The organism is Mycobacteroides chelonae (genome assembly GCF_016767715.1).
In the GTDB taxonomy this organism is placed as follows: domain Bacteria; phylum Actinomycetota; class Actinomycetes; order Mycobacteriales; family Mycobacteriaceae; genus Mycobacterium; species Mycobacterium gwanakae.
The window spans coordinates 1,282,375-1,302,787 of sequence record NZ_CP050145.1; the positions used below are offsets into that span (position 1 = coordinate 1,282,375).

The following is a 20,413-nucleotide window of genomic DNA, read 5'->3' on the forward strand; positions in this document are numbered from 1 at the left end:
GTACATCGAGTGTCTGCTCAAGTTCAGGGAAAGATCGGGGCCATCCCTGATGTGGCTCGTGATCTTGGTTCATAGCGTTGGGTATGACCAAAACAGAGTGGTTTACAAGGTCTTTGGGTGCCGTCATGGTGTTGCCGATTGCGGCGGTGGCACTGGCGGCCGTCGCGCAGGCGCGCCCGCAGGACTATGGCGACCCCGAGACCGTGATCAGTTCCCTTGAAGAACAAGGAAATTACGTCATGCTGAATCGAACGGGTACGTGGCCATTGGAGGACTGCGTGGTAACTGGGGTGCGGCAGGGCACCTCGGTGTACCGAGAAGAGCATCCTGTCGGCGCCCACCGCAAGTCGGTTCAGAAGGTGCTGGACCACGGAACCTACTACGTGGACCTGGCATGCTGAGCCGCGAAGACCAGGGAAAGATCAGGGGCTTCCCTGATGCGCCTGGACGTTTCGGCCGTCTACGGTGAATTTATGACTACTGCACTGCGACGGCCCCGCGCGGGGAAGATGATCGGCGGGGTGTGCGCGGCAATCGCGCAGCGCTTCGGATGGGACGTGACGATCGTCCGGGTGCTCACGGTCGCGTCGATCCTGCTTCCCGGGCCGCAGGTGCTGGCCTACCTGGTGTTGTGGGCTCTTATTCCGCGGGAGCAATAGCCCGACGGCGGGCGTTAAGTTAATTTCTCGTAACCACCGGGTGTATAGATCTCGGCACGGGGGCAAATCATGAGCTAGTGTGCGGGGCATGCGGTCATACGATTACCCCCTAAGGGTTATCGCATTAGCCGTTGTCTTGGGTGTGGTGTGCTTCGTCGGAGTGAATCCCGGAAGTGTCATGGGCCAGGCAACGGCGATGACGCACGCCGTCGACCCGGACGGTGCGAGTGCGGCGCCGGCGGATGCACCTCAGGTCGATGCCTTCGCGCAGGTGGTGCAGATCGCCAAGATGTGCCGCGGGGTTCTCGCAGGGGCGATGCTGCTGGTGCTCGGGTTCGTGGTGCGCTACGTGCTGCTCACCGCGACACGGGGATCGCCTGTGCTGCAAAGAATTACCGGCCAATCAGGCCGGATGGTGCTGCTCAAAGGCTGTGTGAATCGGTGCTGATGGGGTCGGTTAACCCGACCCCATATCAGTCATGCCGCGATAACGCGGTTCTACACAGGAGCATCCATGATTTCTCGTTTTGCGGTATCCACGCTGGCGGTAGCAGCGACACTTCTCACTGCGCCGACGGCGCAGGCCGGTCCCGATGGCGATCCTGCTGCCGACGTCATCGCCGACTTGGAGGCGCGCGGGAACGTCGTCGTGATCAACCGTGTGGGCAGTGGGCCCATGGCGGACTGCAAGGCGACCGCCGTGCGGCCCGGCAGGTTATTGGCGCCGGGGGCGTCGATCAATGCGCCGGGGACTAGCTGGGGTGGATCGATCCTGTCGACTCATCGCGTGATGCACGTCGACATCAAGTGCTGAGGAAATCCCGCAGCACGATCGCGTGATTGTGCTCCGGGTCCTTGGCGGCGTAGAGCAGTGTGACGGTGCCGTGTTCGCGTTCAAGCTCGTGAGCGGTGTCCACCGCCGGATTGGTGGCCAGCTCGGCGCGGTACTCGTCGGCGTAGGTGGCCCACTCCTCAGCAGGGGCGTGATGCCAGCGGACCCGCAGGTCGGGGCTCGGTGCGATGTCCTTGAACCAGAGGTCGACCTGCGCGGCAGCCTTGCTCACGCCGCGCGGCCACAGCCGGTCGACCAGCACGCGATAACCGTCCGAGGGGTCGGGAGTCTCGTAGATCCGCTTGGTGGAAAAGGTCACCTGAGCATTCTTATCTGCCGGGGTCCGTAGACTCACCATCTCGTGAGCCTGAACTTGGGAATCGTTGGTCTGCCGAACGTCGGAAAGTCGACGCTGTTCAACGCGCTAACGCGCAACAACGTGCTGGCGGCCAACTACCCGTTTGCGACCATCGAACCGAACGAGGGCGTGGTGCCGCTGCCGGACCCGCGCCTGGACAAGCTGGCGGAGGTATTCGGCTCGGCGCGGACCCTGCCCGCGACCGTGACGTTCGTGGACATCGCCGGAATCGTCAAGGGTGCCTCCGAGGGGGCCGGGCTGGGGAACAAGTTCCTGGCCAACATCCGTGAATGCGATGCCATCTGTCAGGTGGTGCGGGTGTTCGCCGATGACGACGTCGTGCACGTGGACGGCCGCGTCGATCCGGCCGCCGATATCGAGGTGATCGAGACCGAGCTGATTCTCGCCGATATGCAGACGCTGGAGAAGGCGGTGCCGCGGCTGGAGAAGGAAGCCAAGACCAAGAAGGACCGTCAGCCGCTCGCTGACGCTGCCAAGGCCGCTCAGGAGGTCCTCGACAGCGGCAAGACGCTGTTCTCGACGGGGCAGGACTGGTCGGTGGTGCGGGAGCTGAACCTGATGACCACCAAGCCCTTCCTGTACGTGTTCAACGCCGATGAATCGGTGCTCGGTGACGAGGCGCGGGTCGCTCAGCTGCGGGAGCTGGTGGCCCCCGCCGATGCGGTGTTCCTGGACGCGAAGATCGAGTCCGAGCTGCAGGAGCTCGACGAGGAGTCCGCTGCGGAGCTGCTGGAGTCGATCGGGCAGAGCGAACGGGGCCTGGATGCGTTGGCGCATGCGGGATTCCACACGCTCAAGCTGCAGACCTACCTGACCGCCGGGCCAAAAGAGGCGCGGGCGTGGACGATTCACCAAGGAGACACCGCGCCCAAGGCGGCCGGGGTCATCCACACCGACTTCGAGAAGGGCTTCATCAAGGCCGAGGTGGTGTCCTACGAGGATCTCGTCGAAGCCGGTTCGATGGCCGCGGCGAAGGCGGCCGGGAAGGTCCGGATGGAAGGCAAGGAGTACGTCATGGTCGACGGCGACGTGGTCGAATTCCGTTTCAACGTCTGATCACCTGGTGACTGACGTGTCGCAGATGCGTGCACCCGCTTGATCGTGACGCGTAAGGTCGCAGGATCTAGCCGAGCGATAGGCTCCGTTCATGGCATCCCTCGCTCCTCACAGAAAGTTCGTGACTGAGTTCGAGGCGTATGCAGGGCGTGGCCAGCGGTTCCAGCCGACCATAGAGCGTGAACTGGATGCCGATCTTCGGTCGTTGGCGGAGCGTTTGCCAGGTGCCGATGACGGACTCATGGCTGTGGTCGAGTTTCCGGGACCGCGTGGCGTGCCCGATCTGCTCGTCGTTTCACGCGGGTTTGAGGCGTTGGGGCAGCGCTTGTCCGCAGACGTTCCGTACATCGACAGCCCGGCCGATTGTGCGGTCGTGGCAGAACTTAGCTTGAACCGTACTCGGACTGCGGCGAGTGTGGCCGCAGCATCCGGCATGAGTATCGGCCAGGTCGAGCGGAGGCTTCGAGCCCTCGCACTGACCGGTGCCACCGTTCCGCAGGGGGCAGGGTACCGGCGGCATCCAAGTGTCGAGCCAATTGGCCGAACGTATGCCTTCGAGGCGAAAGTCTCAGACTGGCGCCGTGGGTTGAGTCAGGCGCTGACCTACTCTTCGTGGGCTGATGCGTCCGTGTTAGTGCTGCTTCGGGCGCCGCGTGATACTGACGAGCTAGAGCGTCGGTGCGAGGCGTTGAATGTTGGTTTGGCTATTCGCGACACCTGGGTACGGAGGCCCCGCATAGGGAGGCCACATCGTTCGTTGAGGCTGGAGGCATCAGAACGTTTGGCTTCGGAGGTTAGCCGGTTGAACTCAGAAGCCTTCCCCAGCGGCATACGCCTCTAGTACGTCCGACATGGCATCGCGCCACACCTCCTTGTCGTGTCTCCTCACTGCTGGCACGCCTGAGATCAACGCATTGAAATGTGTGTCGGCGACGGCGTACCGATCGCGAAGTGCGACGTAGCGATCTCGTCCGGGGTTGCAAGCATTGATATCGTGGACGACTTTTTGCAGCTGGTTTAGGTGATGCATTCGTTCGAGATTTGCAGATGGGGGGAGCGGGCCGCCGCGAATCACATCGGCCTGCGCGCTGTTCCATTTGACGATCTGGTCGGCGGTGTCGCGGCGAAGAATCGCATGGATATTTCCCTGGGTGACGTACTCGGCTTGGCGTCGGATGCCCGGATCAGAGTCGATGTGAAACGAGCTCGCTTTCGGGTCGAAGGTCTTTTGGGCGCGGTGCCACCCAGTGCCGACGGTATCGGCGCCTGCTGCGACCGCCGGAAGCCCGGCATAGTCGGAGTAGCCGACGATTACTCGAGATCGCCGAGACAGGGAGCGCACAGTGCGGCAAAGCCCAACGAAGGCCGCGACATCCGTGAGGTCGGGCTCGGAGTCAATGACGACTTCATTGGCGACGGTGACCACCCATACTTTGGCACGCAGGGTTGCGAGGCTGCCAACGTATCCATCGAGATCGGGGCCGGACGCCCAAAACTGTCTCGTACCGACCAGCGACTGCCACGTGCCTGGCGCGAGGCCACTAGCAATTCGCCCTATGTCGAGAGCGATGGTGGCCTCGGACGACACAGGAGTTGAAAGCTGAACGGTCGGGGCTAACGACGGCGCTTGCAGGCTTGCCTGAACCTGAAACACGCGCTCGACGTGGGCTGTGCGCGTGCTCACCTTCGAAAGGTCCATGTCGCCAGTTGGCCACAGGTCCCACTGGTCGTAGAACTCTAGTTTGTTCGTGCTCGGTAACAGCCTTGCGTGTGTCATGGGGTCGAACACGAAAGTGCTACTGAGGTCTTGCATGTCGTCAGCAAGCGTGGCGGCGTTCGGGTGTCGATCTTCTGCGATGCGCGGCGTTGAGAACGGGGTAGCGATGATGCCATCGGCGAAGCCCGACGACACCGCCGTCGTTGCCCATTTTCTGTGTCCGACTACCCGACTGTCATGGATAAGTACGCCGCTCATGAGTTGTCCCCCCGAATCCTGCGAATTTCTCCGAACAGCTCCGTGCCATCAAGGTATCGCCTGGCAGGCTGCTTGTTGAGGCACTCATTGACGACTCGTCGGAGGTCGTTTGACAGGTCGGCCCGGTGGTCGTGAAGATCAGGGCAGGACTGGTCGCGCAACCGGTTGAAGTACTCGTCGCCACTCGCACCGACCTGGATTGGTAGGACGCCCGTGAGGGCTCTGAATGTCAACACGCCAAGCACGAAAACATCACTCGCAGGGAGGGGTTTTCCTCCTGGTACGTGCTCGGGTGACATGAACCCCGCAGTGCCCGGTTGGAAGACACCCGTTAGTGCGGTCTTCTCGAGATGCCGCGCCAGACCAGGGTCCATGAGTACGAAACGGTCTTCATCGGTCAGCCGGACGTTACCCGGAGAAAGGTCTCGGTGTACGACCGACAGTTCGTGGCAGGCGCTCAGGCCGAGTGCGCCATCGGTGAGGAGCTGCCACGCTCGGTCCTCAGTCCAGGGTGGGTCGAGATTAGCCGACAGGTCACTTCCAGACAGCCGTTCTTCTGCCCAGCAGATGGCATCTGGCTTGTTACCAACTTCAACGGCGTCGGTAAGTACTCGTACAACGTGAGGTGAGTCAACCGCGCCCAACAGGTCAACTTCGCGAACAGCACGTCTGATCACTTCGAGGCCGCTAGGACCGTCGGGCACGATCACAATCTTCGCGACAGCGGGGGCGCCTGCGAGTGTGCCGCTCAAAACGATCTTCTGGCCGCCTGTAGTCAGCGGTTTTACGTCCTCCAGTCCGAGGCGGTCAGCAGCATCGGTGATGAGTTCGCGTGCCGACATGATCTCCCCCATATACCCTCCCGCCCGGGCAATGTGAACCCGGCAAAGTATCGACCAGCGAATCATATCGGGCGCGGATCACCGTAGGGGGGAACCTGCGTGATGCGTCGGCCTGACGGTTCGCCAGCGGCCCGGCTGTCGTCCAGGAGGCGCCGGTGCAAGTGCTCGTCCATCGCTGTCACCCGTGTTGGTGAACTGCGTTCACCTCGCGAGCCACGTGGATGAAAGCGGCTCGACTCTCATTTCGATTGTCCCCGATAGCACTGATGTCAACATGTAGTGATTCATGGTCACCGTAGAGATTTGTGACAACCGAGGCGGAATCTAGTGCCGACAGCATCTGATCACCCGATGGGTTCGATCCACTGAGTGCGGGATGGTCCGGCTTCGAAGGGTTCGCCGAAGTACTGCGTTTCGCGGATCACCTCGCCGTCTTCGAACTCCATGATGCTCACAACATGAAAGGGCTGTGCGTCGTACGTCGCGACTAGCTCGCTGACCCACAGATCGCCACCACCGGTTATCCGTCGCACAGTGAACCGTTTCCTGTTCGGTTGAGCTTCACGCGAGGCTTGAATGTTGGCGCGGCCACGAATTCGCTCACCAGACTGCGGGTACTCGAGAACCGCATCATCTCGATAGACACGATGCTCCGCGTCGAAGTCGTTCGCGTCGGAGGCTGCCCAGTGGGCTTCCAGCGCACCTCGCGGATCCGTGTCAGTCATGGAGGCCCTTCTCTGAATCGTAGAACTGGACGAGGCAGAACTCATTTCCTTCGGGATCGAGCATCATGAGCGTCACGCCCTCGTCATAGTCATGACGCTCGCCGGACCACGCCCCGCCGAGGCGCTCGACTTGAGTGCGCGCAGCATCGATGTCGTCGACTTCAACGTCGAGATGAAGCCGCACCTTCGAGGTCTTCGCCTCCGGTACACGCTGAAAGGTGAGTCGCGGTTGATTGCCGGTGCGTGTGCCCAGCGTGGCCCATCCCGGATCGTCACCGTGCTCGGCGGTGGGTGCGAGGGCCAGGAGTGCACCCCAGAACGACGAGAGCCGCGCAGGGTCCGCACAGTCGATCGTGAGCCCCATCCAACGATTCGTCACCAGCCCATTGTTGACCGACCAACCGGAGTTGTCGCATAAACCCGGGCACTTCGTGGTGTGTCGGACAATCTGCCGCGCGTTAGTCCTGCACGTAGGACACGACCGCCATCATTCCGGCTTCGCCGTGATAGATGTTGTGGCAGTGGGTAAGCCACTGCCCGGGATTGTCGGCATCGAAGTCCACCTCGACGGTCTTCATGGGGGCGACGAGGACCGTGTCTTTGCGGGCGCGGTACGTCCCCTTCGCATCTCGGACCGAGAAGGTGTGCCCGTGGAGATGCATGGGGTGGAACATCATCGAGTCATTGACGAAACGTAGCCGTGCCCGTTGGCCCTCACGTACGGGCAGCCCGTCGCGTGGATCGTAGGTCTTGCCGTTGATGGTCCAGGTGTACTTGCCGACGGGACCGGCCAACCGCACATCGTGAACGATGTCCGTGTTGCGCTGGCTCAGTTGAACCTCGGGGGCAGCGCTGAGTGTCGCGGTGTCCAGTGGCACCTGGGACTTCATCAGCATCGCGGCATCTTCGGCGCGCCCGCGCACCGCGGTATCTCCGGAACGCAGAATCAGTTGGGCGAAGCCATCTTTCCCTTCCGGCACTGCCACGAGCGGCACCGACGAACCCGGGATGGTGACGACGGCATCGACTCGCTCGCCCATGGTCACCAGGATGGTGTCGGCCTGGAAGGGCTGCACCGGGAAGCCGTCGGTGTGGGTAACCGTCATCGGCACGCCGGGAATGCTGACCCGGAACGCCGTATCGCCGCCGGCGTTGACGATGCGCAACCGCACCCGCTGTCCGGCGGGATACGTAGTGGCCTGCGGATCGGCAGCCACCCGCCCATTGATCAGATAGTGGGGGTACTTCACATCGCCGGCGTCCATCCCCAGCGGCGCGGTCGGGTCAGATCCCATGCCTCCCATCATCGAATGATCCATCGGGGGCATGCCCTTGGCGCGTAGCCCTTCGAGCACCTGGTCGGGATCGGTACCGGTGCCGTCGATCCAGTCATCGAGCGCCACCACCAACTCCTCGTCGTACTCGGTGCGCTCATCGGGGTCCTCGATGATCAGCGGCGCGTACAGTCCGCGATCGATCTGTGTACCGACATGGGGGTGGAACCAGTACGTCCCCGCGTGAGGCACCGCGAACTCATAATCGAACACTCCGGTGGGCGGTATTTCCGGCTGGGTGAGGCCGGGCACGCCGTCCATATCGTTGCGCAGGGCGAGCCCGTGCCAGTGCACGGTGGTGGGCGCCGGGAGATTGTTGACAGTTTGCACCCGCAGGATTTCACCCTTTCGAACACGGATCTCCTGGCCGGGTACCCGCCCTCCGTATGCCCACGTCTGCACCTGGGTGCCGGCGAGGTCGAGCTGAGTGGGCCCGGCGTTCAGAGCGAACTGTCTGATCGCGGCCCCTTGGGGTCGCCGGGCCGCTTCTACTGCGGCGACTCGGGCTGAATCAGGTGTAACGCGTTGTGGTGTCGCGGTTCCGGAGGGGCTCCTGGTGCAGGACGCGAGAAACCCGGCTGCGGCCACGGTCATGCCCAGACGGAGGAGCTCGCGGCGGCCAAGCAGTGGTGAATTGCCCGTTGTCATGATGCTATGTATACCCCGTAGGGGTATTTAAAGCGAATCGCGTGCTACGGTCGGGGTGTGTTGCCGTCCAGTGGTGAACTGCAACCGGTGTGGCGGGTCCGCGTCGTGTCGGGTGCCCGTGTCCTGGCCGAGGCGACGTGGTGAAAATCAGGGGTTCGTCGGGATCTCGATGGATAGCCGTGTTTGTCGCAGGCGTGATCGCCGCACTGCCGGTACTGCATTGCACGGTGATGGCCGATGCGGCGCTCCCGGTCGCTTCGCACCAGCTCGCTGCGTCCGCGTCTGACGCGGTTGAGGGTGTGGGCCAGCACATCGGCCGGGCCTCCCAGGACTTCACCAGCCAGATCTTCGATGTGATCGCCGGAAAAGTCCGATCCGGTAACGCATTCCGAATGCTATGGGCGGCGGCGCTGGTCGTGACCCTGGCTGTTTCGCTGCTCCCTTTGCGGGTGGTGGTCACACGCGCGCCGCCGCGTCGTCCTGCGTGTGTCACGGTCGTTGGCGGCAGGGCCCGTCTGCATCAGATCTGCGTGAGTCGGCGCTGATGAATCCCTTGCGGCGGATATGTCCTGCTGCCGCATACGGCTGTCAGTGAAGACTCGCCACACCGAAGTGGCGCAGACGTTGGGAATCGTTATGTACGGACGCCTCATCTTCCACCGCCTCGGCGGCCTCTGTGTGGCCGCGGCCGCTGCTGGTGCACTCATGGCTGTTGGCACGCCGCGTGCCGACGCCGGTCCCAAGAACCATGGGAACGCCGACGTTGTCATCACGTCCCTGAAGGCCCGGGGAGACAAGGTCGTCATCAATCGGCGCGGCAGCGCACCGCTGAGCGAGTGCGTTGCGACCTCCGTGCGCGAGGGGCGGTCGGAGTACCGCTGGCAGCGCATCCGTGTGGCCGATCCCACCAGTCCGCTGGTCCAGGTGCTGGACTACCGGGTCATGCATGTCAGCGTTGAGTGCTGGCCACAGTTAGATAGCGATCAGGTCACATACCCCATGAGGGTATGTTAAATCGTGCTAACCTCGCGTCATGCTGACCGGAGCGCGCCGCACGAGTCGCCGTGGGCGGCTGTGGCTGGTCGCGGTCCTCGTCGCAACGGTCGCGACCCTGCCGGTCTTGCACTGTGTCTCCGTCGGTCATGGTGGCGGCGAGGCGCCGCACCATAAGGCGACGCACGCCGCACTCCAGGGGCACGGGCCATCGGCTACCCATGCGCACCTCGACAACGCGGTCCACGAGATGGCATGTCAGACCGCGGACGGGCTGGTCGCACTGGCCCGGGGTTTCAATCCACTGCGGATTCTCTTCGTGCTGGCCGCGTTTGCTCTCGCCATGTTGGTGTTCCAGCCCGTGGCTGCCCAACTCTCGCGCGGTCCACCACGTGCTATCGGTTATCACGGGGCCCGAACGGGCCGCGACATTCTCACCAAACTCTGCGTCATTCGGCGCTGATCGGCCCCTCGGGCAAAGCGGAGTTCCGCCATGCCCGCACGCCGTCATCAGCTTCCCGGCCGCGCCGTGCGGCCCCCACGCAGGGATTCTCAATGAACAACAGCATTGCTCTGTCATCTCGTCGTAGCTGCACACACCTAGGGCCTAAGTTCCACGACCCCAACACGCTGGTGGGCAACACCCCGGTGCTGTGGGTATCGGAGCCGTTCGCGACGCCGGGCACCGGCTTCTGGGCCAAGCTCGAAGGTCATAACCCCAACGGCATGAAAGACCGGCCCGCGCTGCACATGATCGAACAGGCCAGGGCGCGCGGAGAACTCAAGCCCGGTGCCATGATCGTCGAATCAACCAGCGGGACGCTGGGGCTGGGACTGGCGCTGGCCGGAATCATCTACCGGCACCCGGTCACCCTCGTCACCGATCCGGGCCTGGAGCCCATCGTGCGCAGCATGTTGACCGCCTACGGCGCTCGGGTCGAGATCGTCACAGAACCACATCCGATCGGAGGATGGCAGCAGGCGCGTAAGGATCGTGTCGCAGAAATACTTGCCGCCGAAACGGATTCGTGGTGCCCCGATCAGTATCAGAACCCCGACAATGTCGATGCCTACCGCGGGCTCGCGGAAGAACTGATCGACCAGCTCGGAACAGTGGATACCCTGGTCTGCTCGGTGGGAACCGGCGGACATTCCTCGGGTGTGGGACGTGTACTGCGGGAACATAATCCGGACCTGCGACTGGTAGGGGTCGACACCATCGGCTCCACGATTTTCGGGCAGCCCGCCAGCTCACGCCTGATGCGCGGTCTCGGGTCGAGCATCTATCCGGGCAATGTCGACTACGCCGCATTCGACGAAGCGCATTGGGTGGCACCGAATGAGGCCGTCTGGGCGGCCCGGACGCTGGCCGCTGCGTACCACGCCAGCGGCGGGTGGAGCGTCGGGGCAGTGGCATTGGTCGCGGGGTGGGTGGCACGGACATCGGCTCCCGGATCCCGTGTCGCGGCGATCTTCCCCGACGGTCCGATGCGCTACCACGGCACCATCTACGATGACGATTACTGCCGCAGCCACGATCTGTTGGACCGTCCACCGGCGCAGGATCCTGACGTGATCGACGATCCGTCGGATCGGGTAGTGGACCGATGGACCAGGCTGACCCGCGTGATCGACCCAATCGGGAGAATGGCGTGATCGAAACCTTCCGTCAGTTCCGGTCTTTCGATCGGCCCAGCCAGATTCTGATGGTGAATCAGTTCGCCATCAACGTCGGCTTCTACATGCTGATGCCCTACCTCGCCGGATACCTGGCCGGGCCGTTGGGCTTGGCCGCATGGATGGTGGGGCTGGTGCTGGGTGTCCGGAACTTCTCTCAGCAGGGCATGTTTCTGGTCGGCGGCACGCTGGCCGACAGGTTCGGATACAAACCACTGATTGTGGCGGGATGTCTGTTGCGTACCGGCGGATTCCTGATGTTGGCCTTCGTCGGCTCCCTGCCGGCGATACTGATCGCCTCGGCGGCAACGGGTTTCGCGGGTGCTCTGTTCAACCCCGCGGTGCGCGCCTACCTGGCAGCAGATTCCGGGGAACGTCGGGTGGAGGCCTTCGCCGTCTTCAACGTCTTCTACCAGGCGGGAATCCTTTTCGGGCCGATTGTTGGACTCGCATTGACGGCATGGGACTTCCGGATCACCTGCGCCGTCGCCGCAGCGGTCTTCGCGGTCCTGACGGTGATCCAGTTGATGGCGCTGCCGCCGAACCGCGCAGAGCAGGAAGCGGAACGCCAGCCGGTGCTCGCCGACTGGCGTTCGGTGGTGTCCAACAGGGCCTTCCTGTTGTTCTCCGGCGCCATGATCGGGTCCTACGTGCTGACGTTCCAGGTCTACCTCGCGCTGCCGTTCCAGGCGGCTCTGCTGACCGGCGACAAGAAGTCTGAAACGGTATTGGTGACAAGCATCTTCGTGGTGTCCGGATTGGTCGCTATCGCCGGGCAGGTGCGACTCACCGGGTGGCTTTCCGCGCGATTCGGCCCCAGCCGCAGCCTGGTGTTCGGAATGCTGGTCATCGCGGCAGCCTTTGTGCCGCTGATGCTGCTACCGACAGCGGCGTCGGCAGGGCAACTCGCTGCCGTCGGTGCGCTGCTGCTGGCGGCGGCCCTGCTGGCCGTGGGCACCATCGCGACGTTCCCCTTCGAGATGGACACCGTGGTCAGGTTGGCGCGCAACAGGTTGGTGGCCACCCACTATGGGCTGTACAACACGATTGTCGGCGTCGGCATCTTGGCCGGGAACCTGCTGACCGGCTCGATATTCGGCTACACCCAGCAGCACGGTAAGCCGGCCTTGTTATGGGTGTCGCTGACCGGGATCGGGCTGGTGTGTGCCGCGGCGCTGTTCGCGTTGCGGCGGGCAGGTCTGCTGGACCAGGGCAGGGAAGTGGCGCGGGCTGCCAATGCCTGAGTAGTTTGTGGAGGCCATGACCAGCCCCGCTAAACCCATCAACCTCGTCAACCTCGAGAGTGTTTCGAAGTCATACGGCGTCAAGCCGCTGCTCTCGAACGTCAGCCTGGGGGTGCAAGCGGGAGACCGCATCGGGGTGGTGGGCCTCAACGGTGGCGGCAAGACCACGCTGCTGGAGGTGCTCGCCGGTGTCGAACCGGCGGATCAGGGCAGAGTGAGCCGGACCGGTGACCTGCGCCAAGCCGTCGTCACCCAGCGCGACGATCTTGAAGGCGAGACGGTATTCGACGTCGTGATCGCGCCCCTGGGCGTCGCCGAACACGAATGGGCCGGGGATGCGCGCATCCGTTCGATCCTCGAAGGGCTTGGAGTGGCGGCCCTCGGCCTCGACCGGCGCGTGGATGAGCTGTCCGGAGGTCAGCGGCGGCGCGTGGGGCTCGCCGCCGCACTTGTTCGCGATCTGGACCTGCTCATTCTCGACGAGCCGACGAACCACCTGGATGTCGAAGGCGTTCAGTGGCTGGCCGAGCATCTGCTGGCGCGGCGCACCGCGCTGGTCGTCGTGACCCACGATCGGTGGTTCCTGGACACCGTGGCCACCCGCACCTGGGAGGTCGTCGACGGCAGCGTCGAATCGTATGAAGGCGGTTATGCCGACTGGACGTTCGCCTGTGCCGAACGAGGGCGGCAGGCCGATGCCGCGGAGGCGCGCCGCCGCAATCTCGCACGCAAGGAGCTGGCCTGGTTGCGGCGCGGTCCACCCGCGCGCACGTCCAAACCGCGATACCGGATCGAGGCGGCCGAGGCCCTGATCGCCGATGTGCCGCCGCCGCGAGACTCGGTGGCGCTGAGCGCATTTGCGCGTCGCCGCCTGGGCCGTATCGTCATCGAGCTTGAAGACGCGACGGTGACGACACCCGCCGGTGAGGAACTGGTGCGCGATCTGACCTGGCGCCTGGCTCCGGGCGAGCGCATTGGCCTGGTTGGCGTCAACGGATCCGGAAAGACGACCCTGCTGCGCGTGCTTGCCGGTGCGGTGCCGTTGGCGGCCGGACACCGCAAGGAAGGCAAGACGGTCAGCATCGGCTGGCTGCGCCAGGAACTCGACGACCTGCCCGGTGACATCCGGGTGCTCGATGCGATCGAGTCGATCGCATTGCGGATCACGCTGGGCGACAAAGAGCTTTCTGCCTCACAGGTTGCCGAGATGCTGGGGTTCAGCCCGGCACGTCAACGCACGCCGGTCGCCGACCTCTCCGGTGGAGAGCGTCGCCGGCTGCAGCTGACCCGGGTGCTGATGGCCGAGCCGAACGTGCTTCTTCTCGACGAGCCCACCAACGACCTGGACATCGAAACCCTGCAGCAGGTCGAGGATCTGCTGGACGGCTGGGCGGGCACCCTGGTTGTGGTCAGCCACGACCGGTATCTCATCGAGCGGGTGTGCGATTCGACGTGGGCGCTGTTCGGTGACGGCAAGCTGACCAATCTGCCCGGTGGCATCGAGGAGTATCTGCGCCGGCACGTCCAACCCACCGCGGCCCCCACCAAACCGGCACCCGATCGTGGCCGCGATGGTGCGGCATTGCGCGCCGCGCACAAAGAGCTCGGACGACTCGAACGGTCCGTTGCCAAGCTGGGGGAGCGAGAGGCCGTGTTGCATGAACGGCTCGCCGAACATGCCACCGACCCGGACCGGGTGGTGACGCTGACCGCCGAACTCAATGCCGTCGTCGCCGAGAAGGACGCGGCCGAGGTGCAGTGGATGGAACTCGCCGAAGAGCTTGAGTAGCCCACGCGGGCGTGATCCTCAATAAAAAAGCGAGGGCAGTCGGTGTGACTGCCCTCGCTCTAGAACTGAATGGGTGAGTGAGAAACATCCGGGACTTGGCCCGGCATGCGATGCGCTACGCGCCTCGCCGATGCGTCCCCCCTATGGGGTTCGCCTACCTGCCGTTATACGGCTAGCGGGAACCACTCATCGGTCTGCTCCGAGTTGTCGCCCTCAACCAGCATCTCGCCGCTGTAGATGGCTTCGAAGTCGATCTCGATGACCGTGGCACCGAATTCCTCGTTCGTCATGTACTGAACAGTAGGGGTCACTATTAAGAAATCATTGAGTTACGAATCGGAAAAGTCTGGCAATTTTCGCTAGACGCATCGGCGCAGGTCATAGACCATGAGCGACCTTGCTGAACTCTTAAGAAAACGGGTTCGTGCCCTTAATGAGCACCCACGCGGCGATCGCGCCCCCGATTCCGGCGATGAGCAGCACCGATGAGACCGCGGAAGGCCACTCGTCGCGGCCAAATCGCCCGTCCACAGAGATGCGTCCCGGACCCAACAGCAGCAGCGCCATGGCTGCGGCGCCGAGCACAAGGGGGAACTGCACGGCCGGGCCCGATTGCAGCAGGTCGTTTCGCGCCACATAGGTCTGGGTTGCGACGTAAAGCATCGAACCCAGCACGGCACTGGCGCCAAAGGGAGTGAGAAGTCCGGCGACCAGCATGGCGCCCCCGATGCTGTAGACACCCGCGAGCACACGAGCCGCCGTATCGGGATGCGCCAGGATCGGCGAGGAGCCCAGGTGTGCGAACTGCTCGGAGGCGAACACGATGTTCAGCCCACTCCAGCACAGCGTCACTCCCACCGCGACACGCAGGACCAAGAGTCCAATATCGTTGCGGGTCAACGGATCGCTGTACTGCTTGGTGCTCGGCACGCCGGAAGTCTATGGCATGAGGGCTATGGTGAATTCGCTATGGCGGCGGTCCATTCCCGGTATGACGACGGCAACGACATCCCCGGCATACCGTCAGTGCGGGTGGCGCGCGCCGAACTGACAGCGATCACCGCGATCACCGCTCTCGTATTCGGGTGGGCCAGCAGGGGGTACGGGTACTTCTTCGACGAGGCCTACTTCGTTGTCGCGGGCCGCGACCATTTGTCGTGGGGATACTTTGACCAGCCCCCGTTGGTGCCCTTCATTGCGGGCCTCGCCGACAACATCGCGCCCGGCTCCCTCTGGGTGCTGCGCCTGGCGGCGACCGCTGCGGTGGTAATTGGCACGTTGATGTGCGGGCTGATCGCCGCTGAGTTCGGCGGCGGCCGCCTTACGCAATCCCTCGCGGCCATCGCGTACGCCACCGCGATGTTCCAGATCCTGGCCCACTGGCTGCAGACACCGGCCATCGATCCGGCGCTGTGGTCGGTGGTGTGCTGGCTGTTGGTGCGCTGGACTCGCAGTCTCCGGGAACGACTGCCCGACGATCGGCTGCTGCTGTGGGCGGGAGTCGTCACCGCGATCAGCATGCAGACCAAATTCCTGATCCCGGCGCTGTGGCTTGCGGTACTGGTGAGTGCGGCGGTCCTCGGCCCGCGGGTGTTGCTGCGCCGCCGGCAATTGTGGATCGGGGCGGGTTTCACCCTCGTGGCCACCATCCCGACCCTCCTCTGGCAGGGCACCCGCGGCTGGCCATACCTGCGGATGGCCGGGATCGTGGCCGCGGAGTCCGAACGCGGGGCGGCGTTGTTGGCGGGCATGCTCATCGGTTCGGTGTTCATCGGACTGGTGCTGCTGCTGGCCGGGGTTGTGGCGCTGCTGGCAGCGCCGTCACTGCGCGCCTACCGATACCTGGGCGTGGCCGCGGTGCTGGTGGGAGCGTTCATGTTCGCCTCTCATGGACGTGCCTATTACGCCATGGGGTTGTACGCCTTGCTGATCGCCGCGGGCGCGGTGGGACTTTCCTGGTGGCGCCCTTCCCGGGCCGCGGTACGGGGCGTGGTCTACGGGCTCATAGGGGTGGTGACGGCCGCATCGGTGATCATGGCGATCGTCAGGCTGCCCATCGTGTCCGAAACAGCTGCCGCACGCTGGTTTTCCTGGGCGGGCGAGATGGGGCCCACCATGCTTGCCGGTGGCGATCACTCCACGGAGGGCCTGCGCCAGGTTGCGCGCGACACCTACGATTCGATGCCGCCCGAGGTACGTGCCCGTACGGCTCTGGTGCTGCAGATCTATCCCATGGCCGCCGCCTATGACGTCGAGGCCGGGCGCGAGGGCGTTTCCCGTGCCTACAGCTTCCACCGCGGCTACTACTACTTCGGGGCGCCGCCGGAATCGATGACGGACATGATGTACATCGGCGTCGATGCTCCGGATTCCGCACTTGCCCAAGGGTTTCGCGGGGTGCAGCGAATCGAGCTGCTGCACGCCTCCGGCGAGGACGAGACACAGGTCTACCGCTACTACGGCAGAATTGCGCCGTGGCAACAGCTATGGGACCAGTGGCGCACCTACAAGTAGGCGGCTCATCCGTCGAACAGATGGCACCCCGCGACGCCCAGATGTACTGGATGTCGACCAGAATCCCGAACGATCAGTTCCTGCTGTTCTGCTTCGATTCGCCGACGCAGGATGTCGCCACCCTGCGGAACACGCTCGCCGCGCGCGCGTCGCGCATCGCGGATCTGCGGGTGCGGGCCGTCGACGTCGCCGGACACCTCGATTACCCGTACTGGGCGCCGCGTGACGAATCCCGGGTGCCCCTGACGGTGCACTCGCTGCCGGATTCCGGCTGGATGCAGTGCCGATCCGCGATCGCCGCACTGCTCACGAGCACCGTCGACATCCGCGAAAGCCCTTGGCATCTTCACCTTTTCCCGGGAGTGCACGGCGCACCGAGGTCATCGGGTCCGGCGCTTGTCGCGGTATTGCAGGTATCGCACGCATTGGCTGATGGTCAGCGGGCCACCGCGGCCGCGCGGGCATTGTTCGGCGATGCGGCGGGGGAGGCCGGGCCGCTGCCGGAGGTACCCGGTTATGCCGCACTGCGGGGGCTGGCAGGCTTTCCGGTGAAGCTGGGTCGGCTGCTGAGTGCGAGCCGCGATGGCTATCGGGCCTACCGTCAGCAGCAGGAGCTTGTCGCGGCGGGTGAGCTGGAGCCGGAACCGCAGGGATTCCCACTGATTTCACTGAATGCGCGGCCCGATGAGCATCGGGAGATCCGGATGATCGTGCGGCCACGCGATGAGCTTCGCGCCGACGACGTCAGCGTGACCGTCGCGGTCCTCACCGCGATCGGCATCGCGCTGCCGCAGTATCTGCGCGACCACGGACAGTGGGTTCCCGAACGTCTGGGCGCGGAGTTAACCGTCGCATCCGCCGGTGAATCATTGGCGCGCAATAATTTCCGGAATGTTGGCGTCGACCTGTGCTGGGGTGAGACGGATCTACGCGCCCGGGCGCGGAAGATCGCGGACGGTATCGAGAGCAGGCGCCGTCGCGCCGTGCACCCGGTGCTGGTCGCGCAACGTGCTGGAGGCGCGGCGCTGCCCGCGCCGATGATGTGGGCGGGTGTCAACGCCTTCAACACCGATCTGATGCCGCCCACCGTCGCGGGTAACACCGTGGTGTCGAGCGTGGTGCGCGGTGCTGCCGATCTGATGTTGGGCGGTGGACGGGTGGTGTTCACGGCCGGGTTCCCCGCGCTGTCGCCGGTGATGGGCCTGACCCATGGGGTGCACGGGATCGGTGACACCGTGACGGTGAGCGTGCACACCAGCGCGGCAGTGATGCCCGATGCCGATCACTACGAAGACCTGCTGGCCGACGCGCTTACCGAGGTATCTGCCCGGCTGCGATGAGTTTTCTGATCGGCGCGGGTCGATACAGGTATGCCGACGATTACTCCATGCCTCTGGTTCGATACTCGCGCCGAAGAGGCCGCCAACTTCTATGTGTCCGTGTTTCCGAACTCCCGGATTCTCGAGGTCACCCACTACGGACCGAACACTCCCATGCCGGAGGGCACGGTGCTCACCGTCGAATTCGAGCTCGACGGGCAGCGGTACACCGCGCTTAACGGTGGACCCCAGTTCACGTTCGATGAGTCGATCTCATTTCAGATCGACTGCGGGTCTCAAGACGAGGTCGATCGCTACTGGGAGGCGCTCACGGCTAACGGGGGAGAAGAGTCCCAATGCGGTTGGCTCAAGGACAAATTCGGGGTGTCCTGGCAGGTGGTCTCGCGCGAGCTGATCGACCTGATTTTCCACTCCGATCCGGTGACCGGTAACGCGGCGATGCAGGCCATGATGACCATGCGCAAGCTCGATGTGGCCGTCGCCAAGGAGGCGGTGGCCGCAGCGCAGTCCGGGTCTTAGTCGTCGTCTCCGAAGTCGACGTTCCAGCCCATGGACTTGTAGCGGCGTTTTTCCGACTCGCGGCGCTGCTTCTCGGCACGTTCGTGCTCGGACCAGTCGCCGATGACGCCGGGGGATGCTTTTGGTAGATCGCCGAACAGCTCGTTGCCGTTGTCCCAGTTGATGAGGAACTCCGGGGTCTGGTGTTCGTCGTCGTCTTCGCCCTTGCCGCCGCGGCCGTGGGCGCCGCCCATGGGGGCCATGCCCATGCCACCCATGCCCATTGCGCCACCACGGACCCCGGCACCGCCGATGCCGGCAGCGTTGGTTCCGGCGCCGCCTGGTCCGGGAACGCCCGCGCCACCGCGCAATGCTCCTGGGCCGCCGAGGGTTCCGGTGCCCGAGCCTGAGCCGGAGCCCGAGGGAGAGCCGAAGCCTGCTGCGGTCGTGTTGCCCGGTGCCAGGCCGGCGCCGTCCTTGCCTAGGCCGCCCGCGAGGCCACTGAGTGCATTGCCCAGGCCGCTACCCGAACCGCCGGAGCCGCTTTGGGGGCTGCCACCGCCCGCGCCACTGCCGCCGCCTGAACCCGCGCCCTGGCCTTGTCCGCTCTGGCTACCCGAGCCGTCGCTGAAGGCAGGCTTGGTGTTCTTATCGGCGAGGCTGTTGGCCAGATTGTTTGAGGAGCTTGGGTTTTGGCTGCCACCGCCGCCGTTCTGACCACCGCCACCGCCGGTACCGGTTTCGGTTCCGTTGGTGGGCTGCTGAAGCGTGATGTTGCCGGGGTTGTTGCCTTTCGGTGGCTGGACGTCGGTGACGTTGTCGCCCTCGCGAACCACGGGCTCGCTGAACAGTCCGACCATCTGAAGGCGCGCGAAGAACTGTTCTTGGTTCTTCAGCTGCTGTATCTCGGCATCCGACGATCCAGACTTCTTCTTCTGTGCGACCTCGGCATCGGACATCGGCGGCTCGATACTCGACTTGGCGGCGCTCATCGCGTCGGCAAGTGGTGGCATCCTGTCCGCGACGTGCCGAATGCTGATGATGCCTCGTTCTGAGGCCCGGAAATACTCGGACATGTTGGTCTGCAAGGATTTCGCGGCCGCGCCGCGCCAATCCTCGACCAGCATGCCCTGCACCTTGCCGCCGAGCGTGTGCATGATATCGCCCAGCTGCTCCGCGATGCTATTGATCGATTCCTGGGCTGCCTGCGGGCTACCGGTCTGGAAGGCCTGGGCAGCGTTGTAGATCGACTGGTGATCGTGGCCTTCCCAGTGTTCTTTCTGGATCTGCTTCTTCCCCATGTCTTCTCCTCCTGAAAACTATTGGCTCTAAGGTATTTTCGGCTCGATCTGCTTCATGATCTGCAGGGCCAAGGGGCATTGGTCGTAGCGTTGCTCGGTGAGATCGGTCTTCAAGTCCACTTGCACGGACGCGACACCTTGCTGAGAAGGGATGGCGATCGAACAACTTATGGCGCTAGTAGTGTGAACCAGCCAACCCGACCGCGAACCAATCTGTACTCGCTCTTGCCGATCGAATCGCTTTTGCGGTTGCCCAAGCTGATCCAAGTTGGCATCGACCGCGTAGATCTTGATGCCCCACTTTGGGCCAACCCACATACAACCGCGAACATTTTGACCAAAAGCGATAGTGTGAGCATCCTGCTTGCTGGCAGGATCGACTTCCCAGCTGTTTAGCTCGTCACTTGTCACTGCGGCACAGCCATCGAAAGTGGTCCCCTTGACCGGATCACCGCTTGTCTGCGTGGTTGTGGCAGCGGCGGAGGAGCTGGCGGAGGACATCGGAGACGAAGTCGATCCGGAGGTCGGTGGCCCCTGGATGCTGTCATGCGTACATCCCGCAATAAGTGCAGTCGAAGCGGTAACCACGGCGATCCATCTCATGCGC

At 63.9% G+C, this 20,413-nt stretch carries 24 protein-coding genes; 14 read left to right on the plus strand and 10 right to left on the minus strand.

The genetic code is table 11. From position 1 onward, the window contains the following. The first annotated feature begins 83 nt into the window (after positions 1 to 83). From HBA99_RS06375 to HBA99_RS06390, 4 genes are all read left to right on the plus strand, one after another. The gene (locus HBA99_RS06375) at positions 84 to 401 is read left to right on the plus strand and encodes a hypothetical protein (RefSeq protein WP_070922654.1); all 318 of its coding nucleotides are present in this window, start codon (positions 84 to 86) and stop codon (positions 399 to 401) included. A 36-nt stretch (positions 402 to 437) separates the two neighbouring features. Beyond that, on the plus strand, positions 438 to 659 hold the full coding sequence (locus HBA99_RS06380; protein ID WP_057969291.1) for a PspC domain-containing protein: 222 nt from the start codon (positions 438 to 440) through the stop codon (positions 657 to 659). An 88-nt stretch (positions 660 to 747) separates the two neighbouring features. Next, positions 748 to 1,107 (plus strand): hypothetical protein, encoded by a 360-nt coding sequence (locus HBA99_RS06385; protein ID WP_064408031.1) that lies wholly within the window; start codon positions 748 to 750, stop codon positions 1,105 to 1,107. Between the two features lie 66 nt (positions 1,108 to 1,173). Next, on the plus strand, positions 1,174 to 1,473 hold the full coding sequence (locus HBA99_RS06390) for a hypothetical protein (protein WP_070922653.1): 300 nt from the start codon (positions 1,174 to 1,176) through the stop codon (positions 1,471 to 1,473). Here HBA99_RS06390 and HBA99_RS06395 read toward each other — a convergent pair. Then, positions 1,463 to 1,849, minus strand: coding sequence for a DUF488 domain-containing protein (locus HBA99_RS06395; protein WP_064408035.1), 387 nt, complete (start codon positions 1,847 to 1,849; stop codon positions 1,463 to 1,465). The two genes, HBA99_RS06390 and HBA99_RS06395, sit on opposite strands and share 11 nt — an antisense overlap. A gap of 3 nt (positions 1,850 to 1,852) precedes the next feature. On the opposite strand from HBA99_RS06395, the gene ychF reads away from it, so the two are divergent. After that, complete coding sequence (ychF, locus tag HBA99_RS06400; protein ID WP_070951383.1) at positions 1,853 to 2,926, plus strand: redox-regulated ATPase YchF; 1,074 nt, start codon at positions 1,853 to 1,855, stop codon at positions 2,924 to 2,926. An 808-nt stretch (positions 2,927 to 3,734) separates the two neighbouring features. Here the strand turns inward: ychF and HBA99_RS06405 are convergent. The 5 genes from HBA99_RS06405 to HBA99_RS06425 all read right to left on the minus strand — a co-directional run bounded on the left by HBA99_RS06405 (position 3,735) and on the right by HBA99_RS06425 (position 8,450). Further along, positions 3,735 to 4,901: a hypothetical protein gene (locus HBA99_RS06405; RefSeq protein ID WP_131822799.1), complete on the minus strand. Its 1,167-nt coding sequence runs from the start codon at positions 4,899 to 4,901 to the stop codon at positions 3,735 to 3,737. Continuing rightward, complete coding sequence (locus HBA99_RS06410) at positions 4,898 to 5,755, minus strand: serine/threonine-protein kinase (RefSeq protein WP_070951381.1); 858 nt, start codon at positions 5,753 to 5,755, stop codon at positions 4,898 to 4,900. The genes HBA99_RS06405 and HBA99_RS06410 overlap by 4 nt, the downstream gene beginning before the upstream one ends. 332 nt (positions 5,756 to 6,087) lie before the next feature. Further along, positions 6,088 to 6,468 (minus strand): nuclear transport factor 2 family protein, encoded by a 381-nt coding sequence (locus tag HBA99_RS06415; RefSeq protein WP_070951380.1) that lies wholly within the window; start codon positions 6,466 to 6,468, stop codon positions 6,088 to 6,090. Further along, on the minus strand, positions 6,461 to 6,847 hold the full coding sequence (locus HBA99_RS06420; protein ID WP_070951379.1) for a VOC family protein: 387 nt from the start codon (positions 6,845 to 6,847) through the stop codon (positions 6,461 to 6,463). The genes HBA99_RS06415 and HBA99_RS06420 overlap by 8 nt, the downstream gene beginning before the upstream one ends. 79 nt (positions 6,848 to 6,926) lie before the next feature. Beyond that, positions 6,927 to 8,450, minus strand: coding sequence for a multicopper oxidase family protein (locus HBA99_RS06425; protein ID WP_070951378.1), 1,524 nt, complete (start codon positions 8,448 to 8,450; stop codon positions 6,927 to 6,929). A 179-nt stretch (positions 8,451 to 8,629) separates the two neighbouring features. On the opposite strand from HBA99_RS06425, the gene lpqS (HBA99_RS06430) reads away from it, so the two are divergent. The 6 genes from lpqS (HBA99_RS06430) to HBA99_RS06455 all read left to right on the plus strand — a co-directional run bounded on the left by lpqS (HBA99_RS06430) (position 8,630) and on the right by HBA99_RS06455 (position 14,153). Further along, positions 8,630 to 8,995: a putative copper homeostasis (lipo)protein LpqS gene (lpqS, locus tag HBA99_RS06430; RefSeq protein ID WP_030094721.1), complete on the plus strand. Its 366-nt coding sequence runs from the start codon at positions 8,630 to 8,632 to the stop codon at positions 8,993 to 8,995. A 46-nt stretch (positions 8,996 to 9,041) separates the two neighbouring features. Next, positions 9,042 to 9,464, plus strand: coding sequence for a hypothetical protein (locus tag HBA99_RS06435; RefSeq protein ID WP_081347595.1), 423 nt, complete (start codon positions 9,042 to 9,044; stop codon positions 9,462 to 9,464). Between the two features lie 19 nt (positions 9,465 to 9,483). After that, positions 9,484 to 9,906 carry a putative copper homeostasis (lipo)protein LpqS gene (lpqS, locus tag HBA99_RS06440; protein ID WP_109394765.1) on the plus strand — a complete coding sequence of 141 codons (423 nt, stop codon included), beginning with the start codon at positions 9,484 to 9,486 and terminating at the stop codon, positions 9,904 to 9,906. A gap of 167 nt (positions 9,907 to 10,073) precedes the next feature. Further along, entirely contained in the window at positions 10,074 to 11,099 is a 1,026-nt protein-coding gene (locus tag HBA99_RS06445; RefSeq protein ID WP_030094724.1) for a PLP-dependent cysteine synthase family protein, read from the plus strand. After that, positions 11,051 to 12,364: an MFS transporter gene (locus HBA99_RS06450; protein ID WP_044104251.1), complete on the plus strand. Its 1,314-nt coding sequence runs from the start codon at positions 11,051 to 11,053 to the stop codon at positions 12,362 to 12,364. The genes HBA99_RS06445 and HBA99_RS06450 overlap by 49 nt, the downstream gene beginning before the upstream one ends. A gap of 7 nt (positions 12,365 to 12,371) precedes the next feature. Next, the gene (locus HBA99_RS06455) at positions 12,372 to 14,153 is read left to right on the plus strand and encodes an ABC-F family ATP-binding cassette domain-containing protein (RefSeq protein WP_081347594.1); all 1,782 of its coding nucleotides are present in this window, start codon (positions 12,372 to 12,374) and stop codon (positions 14,151 to 14,153) included. Positions 14,154 to 14,317: 164 nt separating this feature from the next. Here HBA99_RS06455 and HBA99_RS24925 read toward each other — a convergent pair whose 3' ends face one another. Further along, the gene (locus tag HBA99_RS24925) at positions 14,318 to 14,443 is read right to left on the minus strand and encodes a hypothetical protein (RefSeq protein ID WP_044104255.1); all 126 of its coding nucleotides are present in this window, start codon (positions 14,441 to 14,443) and stop codon (positions 14,318 to 14,320) included. A gap of 118 nt (positions 14,444 to 14,561) precedes the next feature. Continuing rightward, on the minus strand, positions 14,562 to 15,083 hold the full coding sequence (locus HBA99_RS06460; RefSeq protein WP_070931017.1) for a DoxX family protein: 522 nt from the start codon (positions 15,081 to 15,083) through the stop codon (positions 14,562 to 14,564). A gap of 39 nt (positions 15,084 to 15,122) precedes the next feature. On the opposite strand from HBA99_RS06460, the gene HBA99_RS06465 reads away from it, so the two are divergent. From HBA99_RS06465 to HBA99_RS06475, 3 genes are read left to right on the plus strand one after another with little or no spacing between them, the layout of a single operon-like run. Continuing rightward, a complete protein-coding gene (locus HBA99_RS06465) occupies positions 15,123 to 16,667 on the plus strand; it encodes an ArnT family glycosyltransferase (RefSeq protein ID WP_070951377.1) in 1,545 nt (514 codons plus the stop codon). After that, entirely contained in the window at positions 16,640 to 18,007 is a 1,368-nt protein-coding gene (locus tag HBA99_RS06470) for a WS/DGAT domain-containing protein (protein ID WP_081347593.1), read from the plus strand. The genes HBA99_RS06465 and HBA99_RS06470 overlap by 28 nt, the downstream gene beginning before the upstream one ends. A gap of 30 nt (positions 18,008 to 18,037) precedes the next feature. After that, the gene (locus HBA99_RS06475; protein ID WP_070951375.1) at positions 18,038 to 18,526 is read left to right on the plus strand and encodes a VOC family protein; all 489 of its coding nucleotides are present in this window, start codon (positions 18,038 to 18,040) and stop codon (positions 18,524 to 18,526) included. Here the strand turns inward: HBA99_RS06475 and HBA99_RS06480 are convergent. Continuing rightward, on the minus strand, positions 18,523 to 19,806 hold the full coding sequence (locus HBA99_RS06480) for a hypothetical protein (RefSeq protein ID WP_070951374.1): 1,284 nt from the start codon (positions 19,804 to 19,806) through the stop codon (positions 18,523 to 18,525). The two genes, HBA99_RS06475 and HBA99_RS06480, sit on opposite strands and share 4 nt — an antisense overlap. A gap of 27 nt (positions 19,807 to 19,833) precedes the next feature. Continuing rightward, positions 19,834 to 20,409 (minus strand): DUF3558 family protein, encoded by a 576-nt coding sequence (locus tag HBA99_RS06485; RefSeq protein WP_081347592.1) that lies wholly within the window; start codon positions 20,407 to 20,409, stop codon positions 19,834 to 19,836. Between the last annotated feature and the right edge of the window lie 4 nt (positions 20,410 to 20,413).